Genomic DNA, 15,474 nt, shown 5'->3' with positions numbered 1-15,474 from the left:
AACGTTTGTTTTTGGTGGTATAAAAAGTCAATTATATGGCAGTTGGGGCGATTTTATATTCTTTATTTTTCGGTTATGAAAATAAACTACAAAAAAAGCAGTAAAACTCGCCAATTCTAGTTCGTTAACATGCTTGAAGGTAATATTTTGTCGTGCAGGCGTCATTTATTGCCAACGATTACCAAACTAAATTTTTTATGGATAAAGTAAAAAAACTTTAAATAATTACTGTAATTGCCCACTGTAATTATATACAGTATCAGCATGATATTAAAAAGCCTGCATTAAAAGGCTTAACTGATTTAAACGGTTTGAATTGAATGATCCTGTATATTGCCGAGAAACCCAGCTTAGGTCGCGCTATTGCCGATGTATTGCCAAAGCCCCATAAAAAAGGCGACGGTTATATCATGGATGCTAATGGCAACTATGTTTCTTGGTGTGTCGGGCACTTGCTGGAGCAAGCTGAGCCAGACGCTTACGATCCAGCCTACAAGTCCTGGCAATTGGCACATTTACCAATTGTGCCTGACAGTTGGAAGCTTAAGCCTAAATCTAAAACGCGTTCGCAGTTGTCCACCCTTAAAAAATTGATAAAACAAGCCTCAAGTCTTGTTAATGCGGGCGATCCAGATAGAGAAGGACAATTGCTGGTTGATGAAGTGATAGCACATGCGGGTGTAAAAGCCGACAAACTTGCCCAAACCCAACGTTTGCTGATTAGCGACTTGAACCCTAGTGCTGTCAAAAGAGCACTAGGACAAATGCGCAGCAATAAAGAGTTCGTTCCGCTTTCAACATCAGCATTAGCTCGCAGCCGTGCTGATTGGCTTTACGGCATGAATATGACCCGAGCCTATACCATTCAAGGCAAAAAAGTGGGTTATCAAGGAGTATTGTCGGTTGGCCGAGTACAAACACCGGTTTTAGGTTTAGTTGTGAGGCGTGATGAGGAAATAGCCAATTTTGTCCCTAAACCTTTTTATGAAGTACTTGCGCATTTATTAACTGACAAAAATGAATCATTCTCCGCTAAATGGAAGCCAAGTGAAGCGTGCCAGCCATATATGGATGAAGAAGGTCGCGTGTTAGCAAAGGGCTTAGCTGAAAATGTTGTTGGTCGAATTACTGATCAGCCTGCACAAGTAACTAAGCTTGAAGCAAAAAGTAAACGCCAAAATCCACCTTTGCCCTATAGCTTATCGTCACTGCAAATTGATGCTGCTAAACGTTTCGGTATGAGCGCAAAAGACGTCTTAGATACTTGTCAAAGCTTATACGAGCGCCATAAACTGATTACTTATCCGCGCTCAGATAGTCGTTATTTACCTGCTGAACAACATGGCCTTGCACCGCAGGTGATAAAAGCAATTGTCAGTAATGACGCGACGTTAACTGCAAAAATTGATTCGCCAAATGCTAAGCTTAAATCTAAAGCTTGGGATGATAAAAAAGTCGACGCTCACCATGCCATCATTCCCACTGAAAAAATGGCTAATTTAACCTCTTTATCGAGCAAAGAAGCGAAATTGTACTCGCACATTGCGAGGCAATATTTAGCCCAGTTTTATCCAGCTTATCTTTATGATGAAACCCAAGTGGAAGTGACCATCGCTGGAGGACTCTTTACCACTAAAGCGAAACAAGAAACTGCAATGGGGTGGAAACAACTATTTGCTTCAAGCCAATCGAGTAAAACAAGCATGAGTTATATAAATGGCCCAAGTGGGCATAAAGATGAAGAGGAACTCAACACCTTACCTCCGCTCGTAAATGGTCAGCAATTACATTGCGCTCGTGGTGAACTGCTTGAGAAAACCACCCAACCACCGAAGCATTTTACTGATGCGACATTACTTGGCGCCATGACAGGGATTAATCGTTTTGTGAGCAATAGCGAAGTAAAAAAAATCCTTAAAGATACCGATGGACTCGGCACTGAAGCGACTCGTGCAGGCATTATTGAATTATTATTTAAACGAGGTTATTTGCAGCGTCAAGGGAAGTCAATTGTGGCAACCCAAGTCGGAGTCGGACTCGTTCATTCACTACCAGAAAGTGCGACCACACCTGATATGACCGCATTATGGGAAAGTAGTTTAGATGCCATTAGCCAAAAGCAATTACGTTACGATGCATTTATGTCTCCTTTAATTACCCAGCTCAATGAGTTGGTTACTCAAGCTGCTAATCAGTTACCTAATGCCTTAGCGGGTGTGACAGGTCCTGGTTACAAAAAACGCCGAAGCGGCGCAAAAGCGGGTTATAAACGCAAGTCCACAACGGGTGTAAAATCGGCCTCTAAGAAAAGGCCACCAAAGAAGGCGACGAGTTAATTGGTTTTATAGAGTAAGCCAAGCAATATAAAGCTATGGCTAGTGATTAGCTTAGTATTGATCGAATAGCGTTACTGTCACTGAGTAACGTGCGTGTGAACAAGAAGCTTTACAAGGTTCTTTTTGATTTGATGTTGCGATTTTGTTTGTTTTAGGTAATCTAGCGCCTTTAATTTAACTACATCATTAAATCAAAAGGAAGTTTATGAATATCAAGGATGTTTTTAGCACAGGTTCGTTATTTAAAGCCTTGCCTTTATTATTATTAATCATTGCAGTTTTTAACTCTTACTACATCGTTATCGAGGGGCATGTAGGGGTTGTTAAACGCTTTGGCGAAGCAATGGATCAACAAAACCCTGGATTACATTTTAAAATCCCATTTATTGAAACTGTCGAAGTCATTGAAGTTAGAACCCGTAAAAATGCAGAAAAAATGGCTTCAAGCACTAAAGAGCAAATGCCTGTAACCATCGAAGTATCGGTTAACTGGACTGTCAATAAAGAAGCCGCTTTAGATTTGTTTAAAAGTTATGGCGGCTTAAGTCAATTTGAACAGCGTATTTTAGATCCTCGTTTTCGTTCTGCGACCAAAGATACGATCCCACAGTTTGAAGCTGAGCAGTTAATTCAAGATAGGGCCAGTGCAATACAAGGGATTGAGCGTCGTTTATCAGAAGAAATGGCAAACTTCCCAGTGGTTGTAGATAACATTCAAATCGAGAATATTATTCTTCCGCAAAAATACATTAACTCGATTGAGATTAAACAAACTGAGAAGAACTTAGCTGCAGCTGAAGAGCATAAGCTTGAAAGACAGCGTCTAGAAGCATTACGTGCGGTGAATACCGCAGATGCTAAAGCAAAAGGTATTTTAAAAATAGCCGAAGCTGAGGCGCAATCAATTCTGTTAAGAGGTAAAGCAGAAGCACAAGCCATTGAAGCAAAGGCGAAAGCTCTTAAAAACAATCCACTAATTGTGAAGTTAACAGAAGCCCAAGCATGGGATGGTAAGTTGCCTAGCACCATGATGGGTGAGGGGGTCATGCCTATTATGGATATTCGTGAGACTAAAAGTAATTAAATCCAGCTCAGTCCTGAATAGCCAATAGCTACAATCGATAAGCGCAATAGTCTTACTATTGCGCTTTTTTTTGCTCCAATGTATTGCGACCGATTTTATCAAGTAAAAAACCGTGGCGTATAATGGTAAGTTTAGCGCGCGAGCACTCCCTATAATTTCTGCCATACCCGATGATTCATTCACATTACGTTAAGGCAGGTTATGACAGATACAGTTACTACAACGCATCCTAACACTCAGTCAGCTAACGGCTTTTTTGCTCGTCATAAAGCTAAGTTTTTTATCTTATTGGCATTAATCACAGTGGCTCTTGGTTCGGTATTTTTGGCCAGTGGCTTTACTGTCCATCATCAAGATATTCCAGCTGATTACTGGACAACAACATCGGCACTTAAAGACAAGTTCTTAGACACTGAAGTCTTTATTGGCGCATTAACAATGATGTTAATAGTGACAATTTGCTTAGCGATTTGGGGGTATTGGAAATTGCACTCACTGCCTAAAAAATATGCGGCACATACAGGGCAAGCCAAGTTAGTGTTCTGGCTATGTACGATCGGCTTTTTTTATAACGAGTTATGGATAGCGGCCATCCTTATCGTGGTGACAGATTGGAAGAAAATTTCTGCAGTAATAAAAGCGAGACAAGCATAATGAAAGAATTACTTTACCCATACATTTTAATTTGCTGGATTTTAATAAAAACCGGTTTAGTGAAAAAAACCACAGCTAACTACATTTCAATGGTGGTGGTAGGTGTGCTTATTAACCTTGCAGTGTTTTTTGCGCATCGCTTTTATTCACCAGTAGACTTAACTGACTCATCGGTTGTTCGGGCGCAAACGGCAGTGTTAAGCCCAATTACAGAGTCGATTGACCAATATTATGTGCAGCATAATCAGAAGGTTAAAAAAGGTCAGTTGCTTTATACATTGGTCAACAATGAAGAAACGAATAACTTGCGCAAAATAGAGGCTGAAATTAACAGTTTAAATACTGAAATCAGCCAAACTGAGCAAGATTTAGCTAGATTAACGCAAGTTGAACACGTAGTTGCTAAGCGCGATATTGACCAGTATCAGTCAAGACTGAATGCTTTGAAATTTGATCGAGAGTCTTTAGTTGCTCAAAAACAACAAGTGGAATTCGAAGCAAGCCAACTTGAAATTAGAGCTCCATTTGATGGTGCAGTCACCCGTCTTGATACCGCTGCAGGCTCAAGGGTTGGTAACATCCAACTGTGGAATACTGAAACAAAAATTTTAGAAATGCGTATTCCAGATCAGCTATGGAGCAGAGTCAAACAAGGTCAGTTTACAGAGTTTTATGTCGATGCGTATCCAGGCCATATTTTTAGAGGACGAGTCCATTCTGTGTCATTGGCAACAGGTGAAGCACGAGGCAGTCATAGTAGCCAAGAGCAAGGCGTAGCACAGCAGTTAGTGAGTAACGCTAAAAATATTGGCCGCACAGTGCTAATTGAGTTTACTGATCCAGAGGGCATTGAAATTCCAATAGGCGCCCGAGGGTCTGCTTGGATATCAACAGAGAAACCTTTTTCGTTACTTGGACCGATTGACATGTTAGGTGCAGCAACCTTAAGACTAAAAGCCATGAAGAGTTATTTTGGCGCATTCTAATCATCATTAAGACTAAAAGACGTCCTATGAACCTGCTAACAGAGTCGAATTTGTTAGCAGGCTCATTTAGTTCACATATAGCAAAATGATTAATCAGCTTCGAGTTTGCAGTAAAAAGAAACCAATATAGCCCAATATAAACGGAATTTTAGATTGAAGATTGTTGTCAACTTGTTAGGATGATGTAAGTGGTGTTATTTGATTAAATATTAGAGGTTTATGATGTCTGAAGAGCAAACAACTTTAGCAAGACCCTTACATGGTTTTAATAGTCCTCAACGGTACTTCGTGGGTTACACTCTCGCCGTTTTAGTCGATTTAACGGTATTGAATTTACTTGATGAGTTTTGGCAACACATTAACGTGTCATCATTTTCGATTTCATTACTTGTGGCTATTTTGCTGCAATTATTACTTAAGCTCACTATTGCTTTTGAACATAAGCTAGCTGATTACTTTAAAAGTAAGCCAGGAACTGCACCTAAAATCTATCGAGCGCTAAGCACTTGGGCGATTTTGTTCTTTTCAAAAATAATCATGCTTGAAGCAATTAACTTAGCATTTGGTGATGCCATTACCTTTACGGGGCCTGTTGATGGCTTGGTTGCGTTCTTTGTTCTGGTCTTTGGTATTTTGATTGCTGAATTTATTGTGTCAAAAATATACTTTTCATTGCGTGATAAGCCAAGTGACAACGAGTCAGAGACCACTGCATAAAGACCGATATTGCCTAAGTAAAATCAACTCAGTTGATTTGATAACTGATGACAGTTAGATAAGGGATTTTCTGATTAGCCAAAGCAAGCTGAGTTTGCTTTGGCTTTTTTATTTGTGTTTACAGTGCAAGGTTAATCCAACCTATTGCTTTATAATCTTTATTTTTAAATTCAATAAATTAAAGGCAAAAAAAATGAGTAAGCTCATTAAGAACCTACTCATAAAATTCACTAGTTCACAACATAAAGGGCGGAACAGGTTTGAGTATGGATGCACTTACTTAACTGAAGATTAATTTAGCGTTCAATAGTGTGATCTGACGCTGCTTTCAGCTTAAAAGTATTTATCTCAGGCTCTTAGAGCGATTTAATGAAATCAATTTATCTAGAATGTGCTCACCATCGATGCGGATCCCATTATGCTCATATTCCGAAGTCACCCAATACTGTAAGTTATCGACTAATGCCGCTGTTTCAAGGCTGTAGTTCATATCAACGTACATATCTTCGCTATAAATAGCTGCAGCTACTGGCACCGTATTTTGCATCAAAATATCGACGTCATATAAATTAGTCCAATCAGATTTGGCTGCAACAGCATCAGCTAAGTCTTTAAGAGGCTTAAGCTGATTAAATTGTTCAAACATCCATGGATAAATCATTTCACCAGTAAAGAGTAATCGTTGACCTTTTTGATAGTTAAATTGCTGAAATTGTTCTCGCACACGATGTGCTGACCAATTTGCGCCACGTTGATGGAACTGCTGGCAATAGATTGATTCATGCATTAAAGCAAAAATTGGATTGGTGTTAAAATCTAACAATTGGCAAAATTGATGCAAGAATAACGGGTTTATTTGTTTACCGTTTGCGGTGTCGATTAAGGCTTGTTCCAACAAGTAATAAACCGCTTCAGGCCCTTGTTCCATACCAAGGTTAACGCCTAATAACTGCAGCATCTCAACCGTTAACTGCTCACCCGTGGCTAATATAACGTTGTTGTTTTCAATAAATTCAGCTAATTCGGCAGTCAGTTTGGCAGCGTCACTGAAGCGGCGATAAAAATCATTGTTCTTTTTAATCACTCGCTTATAAGTGGCTTGGTAGACATCGTCAGCTTGGCGCGTTAATGAAGGAATGCCGCCCGTAATATAGGCTTCTTTAATTGAATCTGGCGCCGCTGATAAATATTGCAGTACACAAAAACCACCAAAACTTTGGCCTAAAATACTCCATTGGGTATTGTTAGTTAGCTGCAATCGAATCGTTTCAGCATCCCGAATAATATTGTCAGCGCGAAACTGGCTGACATATTCAACTTGTGCTTCAGGGGATAAATGGCTCAGGGTGACATGATTTAATAAGGTCGATAAGCCAGTGCCACGCTGATCGAGTAAAATAACACGAAACTCTTGCAATGCACGTTTAATCCAGCCGCTGTTTTCAACAGGTCTTACAGCGCCAAAGCCTGGCCCACCTTGAAAATAAACCAAATAAGGTAAGTCTTTATGCTGGTTTTCAGTGCTAACAATTTCACGGGCGAATACAGTAATTTTCTCGCCTTCAGGTTGTTGATAATTGAGGGGAACCGAGAAAAAATGTTTCTTTGAAACAATACCTGAAAGTATGCTATCCATTTGCATGCTGTACCTGTGAATAAAGGCTAGAGAAAGGTAGTATTGTAGAAAGCTTAACTATCAATCACAATCAAAAACTGAGGGTATATTAGTAATTTACCTTTCGCTTTTACTGATTTATGTTTGTTATCATTTACAGCGTTTTTAACTTGTTGATTATTTGACCTTTTAATCGCTTTTCACGTGTTAATAACCGAGTGATTTAATTCAAGTGGCTTTTGAATATCATTTTTCGTCAATTTATTTTGTTGATTGCAAAGATAGATCAAACTTTTTTGCGCCACTTAACGCATAATAGCGACAAAGCAAACGCCTGCTAAAGTGAGGATGTAAGACATGAAATACCAAATCATTCCAGTGACCCCGTTCCAGCAAAATTGTAGTGTGATTTGGTGTGAAAAAACCAAACTCGCTGCAGTCGTTGATCCTGGTGGTGACATTGACCGCATCGTCACTGAAGTCGAAAAACTTGGACTCACTTTAGAGAAAATATTATTAACACATGGGCATATTGACCATGTTGGCGGCGCCAAAATGTTATCTAATCAATTAAATATTGATATTGTTGGCCCCCATAGTGCCGACAAGTTTTGGTTTGATAATCTAGCTAAACAGAGTCAAAACTTTGGTTTTCCGCATATCGACCCCTTTGAGCCGACACAATACCTGAATGAAGGTGATAAGGTGACAATTGGCGAACAAACCTTATCGGTATTGCATTGTCCCGGCCATACACCTGGCCATATTGTATTTCACTCTGCTGAGTCGCATTTAGCTTGGGTTGGCGATGTGTTATTTAGAAGCTCTATTGGTCGCACTGATTTTCCGCAATCTGACCATAAGCAATTAATTCATTCAATTACTCAAAAGCTTTGGCTATTGGGCGATAAGGTCAGCTTTATTCCGGGCCATGGGCCGATGTCAACATTTGAAGAAGAACGTCAGCATAACCCGTTTGTAGCAGATCAGCTGCTTGGTTAAACCGTTATCAATAATTAATGGGTCATTGATTCGGTTATTGTTACATTTTATTACGCTTTTACTTCTACTTCATAAGCCAGCAAGAGCCCCGTCTTGCTGGTAATACGCCGACTAAATCGTTAACGGTATTTTTATTAGGCGTTACTAATCTTTGCTTTATGCCTATCCTTTGTTAGCTTATACAGACTCGCTTTGCAGTATTCTCATTTTCGTTTGTCTATATCCAATGACTTGAGGTGCAAAGGTCAGTTCGCTTTGGCAGCGTTATGCTGCCTGCTCCCTTTTGGGGTTAGCGCAATAAGTGCGAAAAGGAATTAAAATGATAGGCAAGGATTTATGGCACATCACTTATTATCATTGTTAGATACTTGGGCTGAAAAGCCGCAATTAGATTGGGCATTAGCCATTATTACCTCTGTTGAAGGTTCATCTTACCGTAAGCCTGGGGCAATGATGTTATTCGATCCTTTGGGTAAAACATTAGGAATGCTCAGCGGTGGATGTTTAGAAGCTGATTTACGTCGTCATGCCCAACATGCGATTCAATCACAACAAGTATTGCAACTTACCTATGATGCTACCGATGAAAATGACACCAGCTATCAGTTAGGCTGTGGCGGCATTGTGCACATTATGATGGTTCCTTTACTGGCTGATAACCAATACCTAGGTTTGCATGAGCTACATCAGCAACTCACTGTCGGCCAACAGGGCTATTATCAATTATCACTGAATGACGACGGTTCCCATGCCGCAAATACTCGAGGGAAGTTTATTCCTGCAGTGCAGTTACAATCCTCTTCGTTAACTAAAACAACCCAAATAACAAACGAGCAAGGTGAACTTCTACAAGTGCCAGTTAGAGCACCTTTTCATCTTGGCATTTTTGGTGGTGGATTAGATGCGCAACCATTAGCAGCCATGGCAAATCAGTTAGACTGGAAAGTTACCGTATTTGATAGCCGTACGGCCTATGCAAGAAGTTATGACTTTCCAACCGCCAAAATTAATAAAACCCCATTAACACAATGCCAGCAGAGTGATTTTTCTCACTTAGATGCTGCCGTTGTGATGAACCATAACCTTGAGCTCGATAGCGACGCATTAACGGCGTTACAGCCGACGGCAATCAGATATATTGCATTACTTGGACCTGGTCATCGACGTGACAAAGTGTTTGCCATGGCAGGTTTACGCCCACAAGATTTTAGTGGATTTATCTCAGCACCAGCCGGATTAGCGATAGGTGGCGAGCTACCGAGCTCAGTCGCTTTGAGTATTTTATCTCAGTGTCATGGAGTACTTCATCATCATTTTGCGCAACAAGATGATGTCATTAGACTCGATAGGGTGATGGACTGATGACTTTTTTGTCTTCTATTCCCAAAATTACCACAGTGATGCTAGCGGCAGGACAAAGCCGCCGATTTGATGGCGCTAAGCTGGCTGCTTTGGTGTCAGGTCCAGAAGTGAACGATCCTGATATCAAGGCTAAAAACCAAAGTTTGCTAGCTCATAGCTTAGATGAACTGACGCAAGCAACTGAGCAGATGGGCATGGATAAACCAGTTGTGATGCTCGGTGGTCATAAAGATACTTTGCTTCCTTTATTACCAAGTAACACTGAGTACCTAGTCAACCCAGATTGGCAGACAGGTATTGGCAGTTCAGTTGCGATGGCGGCGGAATATGCCCAAGCACAACATGCCGATGCTTTATTGCTATCGCTGGCAGATCAAGTTGCTATCACTCAACAACACTATATGAGCCTTTTTCGTGTGTTTTGCCTTTTTGGTCAAACCACAGCAGCGTATTACCAACAAAACCCTGGAGTACCTGCGATATTTTTGTCTGAAGATTTTCAACAACTACAACAATTACCAGGTGATGCTGGTGCTAAAAAATTATTACTACAACATTTATCAAATCAAAGCTTGGCAGTACTACCGTTAGAGCAAGCCGCCATTGATATTGATACTAAAGCCGATCTTAATTGGTGGTTGGCTAACAAGGAGTAAGTGATGTCACAAGAGATGCAAACACTTGAAATTAATGGAAAGAGCTTCACCTTAGATGCAGATCCGAATATGCCGATATTGTGGGCACTACGAGATATCTTAGGATTAACTGGTACTAAATATGGTTGCGGTGCTGGTCTATGTGGGGCTTGTACTGTGCATGTTGATGGTAAACCTGTTCGCGGTTGTTTAACCAGCATTAAGCAGGCCGCAGGTAAGTCTGTAACGACCATTGAAGGACTTGAAGCTGACAAGTTAAAAGCGGCATGGGAGAAACACAATGTGCCGCAATGTGGTTATTGCCAAGCTGGGCAACTCATGTCTGCTGCTGCATTACTTAGTACCACAGCCAAACCTTCTGACGCGCAAATCGATGATGCGATGTCAGGCAATATTTGTCGCTGCGGCACTTATCCCCGTATTAAAGCTGCGATCAATACCGCTGCAGACAATAGTAAAGTGGAGGCATAACCATGACCACATTTACCGCAGTAGAGAATATTAGTCGCCGTAATGTGCTAAAGATGTTTGGTGCAGTAGGAGGCGGTTTAGCACTAGGGGCATCAGGTTTAGCTTGGAGCCCTATGGCTATCGCTCAAGAGGCAATAGCCCAAGGTAAGCAAGCACAGCTGAATATCTTTATTGCCATTGGCGAAGATAATAAGGTGTATTTAACCTGTCACCGCTCAGAAATGGGTCAGGGGATCAGAACAGGTGTGCCACAAGTTTTAGCCGATGAATTAGAAGCCGATTGGGATCAAATTGTTGTCGTACAAGGCTTAGCAGATGAAGAGTTTGGCAGTCAAAACACCGATGGCAGCCGCAGTATTCGTAAGCATTATCAAAAAATGCGTCAAATGGGCGCAACAGCAAGAAGCATGTTAGAGCAAGCCGCCGCTAACCAGTGGCAAGTCTCTCCATCAGATGTGTATGCAAAAGCGGGTAAAGTGCATCACAAAACCAATGGTAAAAGCTTATCATTTGGTGAGCTCGCGATTGCAGCGTCCGCTTTGCCAACACCCGCACTTGATAGTGTCACATTAAAGCCTGCATCAAAATTTACCCATATCGGAAAATCGCCCACGATTGTTGATATGGACGATATGCTTAACGGTAAAGCTGAATATGGTTTTGATGTCAAAGTAGCAGGAATGGTGCACGCCTCAATTACTCGCCCGCCAGTATTAGGTAGTGATGTGGCTACTTTAGATGATAGCGCCGCCCGTCAAATCGCAGGGGTGTTGGATGTGGTTCAAATCCCGATATCAAAAGGTGCGCCGTTATTTCAGCCATTAGGGGGCGTTGCCGTTATCGCAACCAATAGCTGGAGTGCGTTGCAAGGGCGAAAAGCCTTAAACATCACATGGACAGAATCAGCAAACAGCCAGTATGACTCGGAAGCCGATTTAGCAGTGCTTGTTAAACGGGTCGGTGAGCCAGGGACTGTGATTCGACAGTTAGGTGACTCAGTGACCGATTGGAGCGATGATAATAGCTTGTCAGCGGTTTATACCGTGCCGTATTTAACCCATGCCATGATGGAGCCGCCAGCGGCTGCAGCATCTGTCACCAAAGACGGCTGTGAGTTGTGGGCATCGACCCAAACGCCGCAAAGTACTCAAAAGAATGTCGCTGGCGTTTTAGGCTTAAAAGATGAACAAGTTAAAGTGAATGTCACTTTACTAGGTGGTGGTTTTGGCCGAAAATCAAAACCTGACTTTAGCGCCGAGGCCGCGTGGTTATCACAAAAAATCGCCAAACCTGTAAAGCTGTTATGGAGCCGTGAAGATGAAATTCAAAACGGGTATTACCATGCGATTAGTGCGCAGCATTACCAAGCTAAGTTAGATGGCAATAAAGCCCCAACGGCGTTACTTGCCCGTACAGGTTTTCCATCAATTAGCTCAACCTTTGCTGAAGGCGTCGATATGCCATCAGCAGGGGAGTTAGATCTTGGTTTTTCGGATATGCCGTTTAATTTAAGCCAAATTCAATTGGAATCAGTCAAAGCTACTGCGCATTCCCGTATCGGTTGGATGCGCTCAGTGTGTAATATTCAGCATGGTTTTGGTGTCGGCAGCTTTGTCGATGAACTTGCTGTTAATGCAGGCAAACCCTGTATTAACATGTGGCGTGAGCTATTGGGCAAACCGCGACAAGAAAAGCTTGAAAACCAAGTGGTGAAATACGGTAACTATGGTGAGACGCTAGAAGATTTTCCCATTGATATTGGCCGCTATTTAGGTGTGATTGATGCCGTTGAAAAGGCTATGGCTAAACAGCCTAAAATCAAAGCCAATCAAGGCTGGGGTTTTGCCGTGCACCGCAGCTTCGTCAGTTATGTTGCTGTCGCCACATTAGTTGAAATGGATGGCGATAAGCTAAAGGTTCTGAAGAGTATCGCCGCCATTGATGCAGGCACAGTGGTGAACCCAGATAGAGTGCACTCGCAAACGGAAGGCGCGATTATATTTGGGTTAAGCCTCGCAATGATGGGCGAAATTAGTTACAAAGACGGTAAAGTCGAGCAATCTAATTTCCATAACTATCCGCTGCTACGCATCGGTCAGTCACCAGAAATTGAAACCATTATTGTTGAGTCAGATGCCAAACCTGCAGGCGTAGGTGAACCCGGCGTGCCGCCAGTGGCTCCGAGTTTAACCAATGCGATATTTGCAGCCTCTGGTAAACGTTATCGCGATTTACCATTGAGTAAAGTGTTAAAAATGTAGACGAAGTATTTATAGTCGTATTTACGCCCAAGCTATTAACTAGCTTGGGCTTTTTATGGTTTAAGTTTTTATAAAATGTCGTGAAGGAAGGCTTGTTGTAATGTTAAAAGGAATTGACTACATGAAAAAACGTTTCACTTTTTTATTGTTGGGGCTCAGTGTCAGCTTAGTTTTTTTGTATACCGTCACGCCAGTTTCGACATTATTTCATTACCTAATCAAAACTGAACGCAGTATGGCTAGCCTAGACGTTAATCGAGTTAAGGTTGGGGAACTTGAAATTGAATATCTGCGAGGAGGTAGCGGGCCACAATTAGTTTTACTGCATGGTTTTGGCGCAGATAAAGATAACTGGAATCGTTTATCGGGCTACTTAGTCGATCAATTTGATGTTATCGCAATTGATTTACCAGGATTTGGCAATAGCACAAAGAATATAGCATTAGACTATGATGTTGCTTCTCAGGTCGATAGATTACATCGAATAACAGCGGCAATTGGCTTAGAAAAATTTAGCTTAGCAGGTAGTTCTATGGGGGGATACATTGCAGGAAATTTTGCTGCTCAATATCCAAACTCTGTTGATAAATTGTGGCTCATAAGCCCATTTGGAGTTGAAGGTGCCCAATTCAGTGACATGTTTGCTGCGACTAAGAAGGGACTAGCCCCCATTGTTTTACCGAAAACAGAAGCGGAATTCTCAGCGTTATTTGATTTTTTATTTGTCGAACCGCCATTCATCCCATCGCCAATTATTCGTTATTTAGCAAGTCAGGTAAGTGAGAATATAGCAATAAATAGCAAAATATTTGAACAAATTCATAGAATGAAAAATGGCGAACCGCACCCAGATTTACCTCTTGATAAGGTCTTGAATAATTATAAAGGACCAGTACTCGTAATGTGGGGAGACAAAGATAGAGTATTGCATGTGTCAGGGGCATCTGTTCTCAAGCAGGTTATTCCACATGCCAGATTAGCCGTTATGACGGATGTGGGGCACTTGCCTATGGTTGAAGTGCCATCAGCAACCGCAGAATCATTTCTCACGTTTACGAACGCGCATTAACCATTATGTGAACCGGTTAATGCTTGTGATACTAGAGATAGGGACGTTAGCCCACTAGCATACATAATTGACGAGATAAGTCAGTCTTTCCTAACTCATTGAGAGGCGATTGGCTTTATCATGTATAAGTACCGTTGGGAGCGCCTTTTCGCGTTGAGTGAATGATTATTTTATGTCAGTAACCAAAATCTCATTTTAAATTTTTAATCATGAATATTCACATAACGACCCAAAATAACTCTTGGTTAACTCAATTCTCGTTTTTATCCATAATTAAGCTGATTGATTTAGATGATGGTGGCTGTTAACTTATTAAAATTATTAATAAATAGAGCTGCTAGTGATCAAGTTTTGGTAAAGTACCTAAAGGTGTTTATCGGAATTCTCGCTAATACGCTGTTATGTTTTACTGTGAATTGAATTATGAAATTAATTGGTAGCAGAGTTGAAAACGAGTTCAGAGCTGAGCTGGAAGAATCAAAACGTAGTCTTTTATCGGAGTCTAAACTCAGCCTCGCACTAAAGTCTAAAGGTCATTCAATTGATAATGCATATGTATTAAATTGGATACCTGAGCAATATGAAGATATATATCTTGTCATCATTGATGGAAGTTATTTAGTAAAGGTTGAACTTGATCGCCAAGATTCCAATGTAACTCCTGTATTTGATGAAATTGATCTTTCTGAATATAAGCATGAGCTTAGTCGTATAAAGCAAGTTCAGTTAATGGTTGCTCTCGACTTGGCAAAAAAAACATAACAAGGCATTTAAACGGAACAAAAAAACAGTGGGTTACGTTTCGCTTCGCTACACATTTTAACCCACTATTTTTGTCCGCTTAATGCGGCGTTATAAGCCAAGGTAAGTATGAGTATTTCGAGGGAACAATTAGCAAAAGTCAGAACCCCATTTAGAGTGTTATCTGGTTTTATTTTTATATTGACCCTTTTACTTGTCCCTATGATTATCTTCATTGCTTTCACAGAACCCTATGATCATTTTATTTGGTTATTCACAGCTGTGATTTTGATAATGGGCTACATATCAGGTCATGTAACATTCACAGGGTACGCCCCTAAATTTTTACTGTTTACGCATGGTGCTAAAGATGGCTTATAACAAGTTGCTCAAGTTCGTTCGTAAACTCACTGGGACAATTAACAGTTGGTTTGGCGCTTCGCGCAAGTATAGCCAACAGTCAATTGCCCCTTAGCAAAGCTACATGGACTCCCCTTTGTCAAGCAATAGTAATCCGACA

The 15,474-nt window shown here is 41.0% G+C and carries 14 protein-coding genes; 13 read left to right on the top strand and 1 reads right to left on the bottom strand.

Annotated elements, in window-relative coordinates; translation table 11 throughout:
• Nucleotides 1-320 precede the first annotated feature (320 nt).
• From AN944_RS18365 to AN944_RS18345, 5 genes are all read left to right on the top strand, one after another.
• Nucleotides 321-2,336, top strand: a complete 2,016-nt coding sequence (locus tag AN944_RS18365) for a DNA topoisomerase III (RefSeq protein ID WP_055026105.1) — start codon at nt 321-323, stop codon at nt 2,334-2,336.
• A gap of 205 nt (nt 2,337-2,541) precedes the next feature.
• Entirely contained in the window at nt 2,542-3,420 is an 879-nt protein-coding gene (locus AN944_RS18360; RefSeq protein WP_055026104.1) for a prohibitin family protein, read from the top strand.
• Between the two features lie 201 nt (nt 3,421-3,621).
• Nucleotides 3,622-4,074 (top strand): hypothetical protein, encoded by a 453-nt coding sequence (locus tag AN944_RS18355; protein WP_055026103.1) that lies wholly within the window; start codon nt 3,622-3,624, stop codon nt 4,072-4,074.
• Nucleotides 4,074-5,060 carry an HlyD family secretion protein gene (locus AN944_RS18350; RefSeq protein ID WP_055026102.1) on the top strand — a complete coding sequence of 329 codons (987 nt, stop codon included), beginning with the start codon at nt 4,074-4,076 and terminating at the stop codon, nt 5,058-5,060. Before AN944_RS18355 ends, AN944_RS18350 begins: the two co-directional genes overlap by 1 nt.
• A gap of 222 nt (nt 5,061-5,282) precedes the next feature.
• The gene (locus AN944_RS18345) at nt 5,283-5,777 is read left to right on the top strand and encodes a hypothetical protein (protein ID WP_055026101.1); all 495 of its coding nucleotides are present in this window, start codon (nt 5,283-5,285) and stop codon (nt 5,775-5,777) included.
• 343 nt (nt 5,778-6,120) lie between these two features.
• On the opposite strand, the gene AN944_RS18340 is transcribed toward AN944_RS18345, so the two are convergent.
• A complete protein-coding gene (locus AN944_RS18340; RefSeq protein WP_055026100.1) occupies nt 6,121-7,419 on the bottom strand; it encodes an alpha/beta fold hydrolase in 1,299 nt (432 codons plus the stop codon).
• 330 nt (nt 7,420-7,749) lie between these two features.
• Here AN944_RS18340 and AN944_RS18335 point away from each other — a divergent pair, with 330 nt between their 5' ends.
• The 8 genes from AN944_RS18335 (at nt 7,750) to AN944_RS18300 (ending at nt 15,335) form a co-directional block, all read left to right on the top strand.
• Nucleotides 7,750-8,394, top strand: coding sequence for an MBL fold metallo-hydrolase (locus tag AN944_RS18335; RefSeq protein ID WP_055026099.1), 645 nt, complete (start codon nt 7,750-7,752; stop codon nt 8,392-8,394).
• 336 nt (nt 8,395-8,730) lie between these two features.
• A complete protein-coding gene (locus AN944_RS18330) occupies nt 8,731-9,756 on the top strand; it encodes an XdhC family protein (RefSeq protein WP_055026098.1) in 1,026 nt (341 codons plus the stop codon).
• Nucleotides 9,756-10,412 carry a nucleotidyltransferase family protein gene (locus tag AN944_RS18325; RefSeq protein ID WP_055026097.1) on the top strand — a complete coding sequence of 219 codons (657 nt, stop codon included), beginning with the start codon at nt 9,756-9,758 and terminating at the stop codon, nt 10,410-10,412. The genes AN944_RS18330 and AN944_RS18325 overlap by 1 nt, the downstream gene beginning before the upstream one ends.
• A 3-nt stretch (nt 10,413-10,415) precedes the next feature.
• Complete coding sequence (locus AN944_RS18320) at nt 10,416-10,883, top strand: (2Fe-2S)-binding protein (RefSeq protein ID WP_055026096.1); 468 nt, start codon at nt 10,416-10,418, stop codon at nt 10,881-10,883.
• 2 nt (nt 10,884-10,885) lie between these two features.
• Entirely contained in the window at nt 10,886-13,144 is a 2,259-nt protein-coding gene (locus AN944_RS18315; RefSeq protein ID WP_055026095.1) for a molybdopterin cofactor-binding domain-containing protein, read from the top strand.
• A gap of 121 nt (nt 13,145-13,265) precedes the next feature.
• Complete coding sequence (locus tag AN944_RS18310) at nt 13,266-14,213, top strand: alpha/beta fold hydrolase (protein WP_055026133.1); 948 nt, start codon at nt 13,266-13,268, stop codon at nt 14,211-14,213.
• Between the two features lie 423 nt (nt 14,214-14,636).
• Nucleotides 14,637-14,975 carry a hypothetical protein gene (locus AN944_RS18305; protein WP_055026094.1) on the top strand — a complete coding sequence of 113 codons (339 nt, stop codon included), beginning with the start codon at nt 14,637-14,639 and terminating at the stop codon, nt 14,973-14,975.
• Between the two features lie 108 nt (nt 14,976-15,083).
• Entirely contained in the window at nt 15,084-15,335 is a 252-nt protein-coding gene (locus AN944_RS18300) for a hypothetical protein (protein ID WP_055026093.1), read from the top strand.
• The last annotated feature ends 139 nt before the right edge of the window (nt 15,336-15,474 follow it).

It is taken from the genome of Shewanella sp. P1-14-1, from assembly GCF_001401775.1.
Lineage (GTDB): Bacteria > Pseudomonadota > Gammaproteobacteria > Enterobacterales > Shewanellaceae > Shewanella > Shewanella japonica.
Note: the sequence above shows the minus strand (reverse complement) of the source record. Positions and strands in the feature narration are given on the sequence as shown.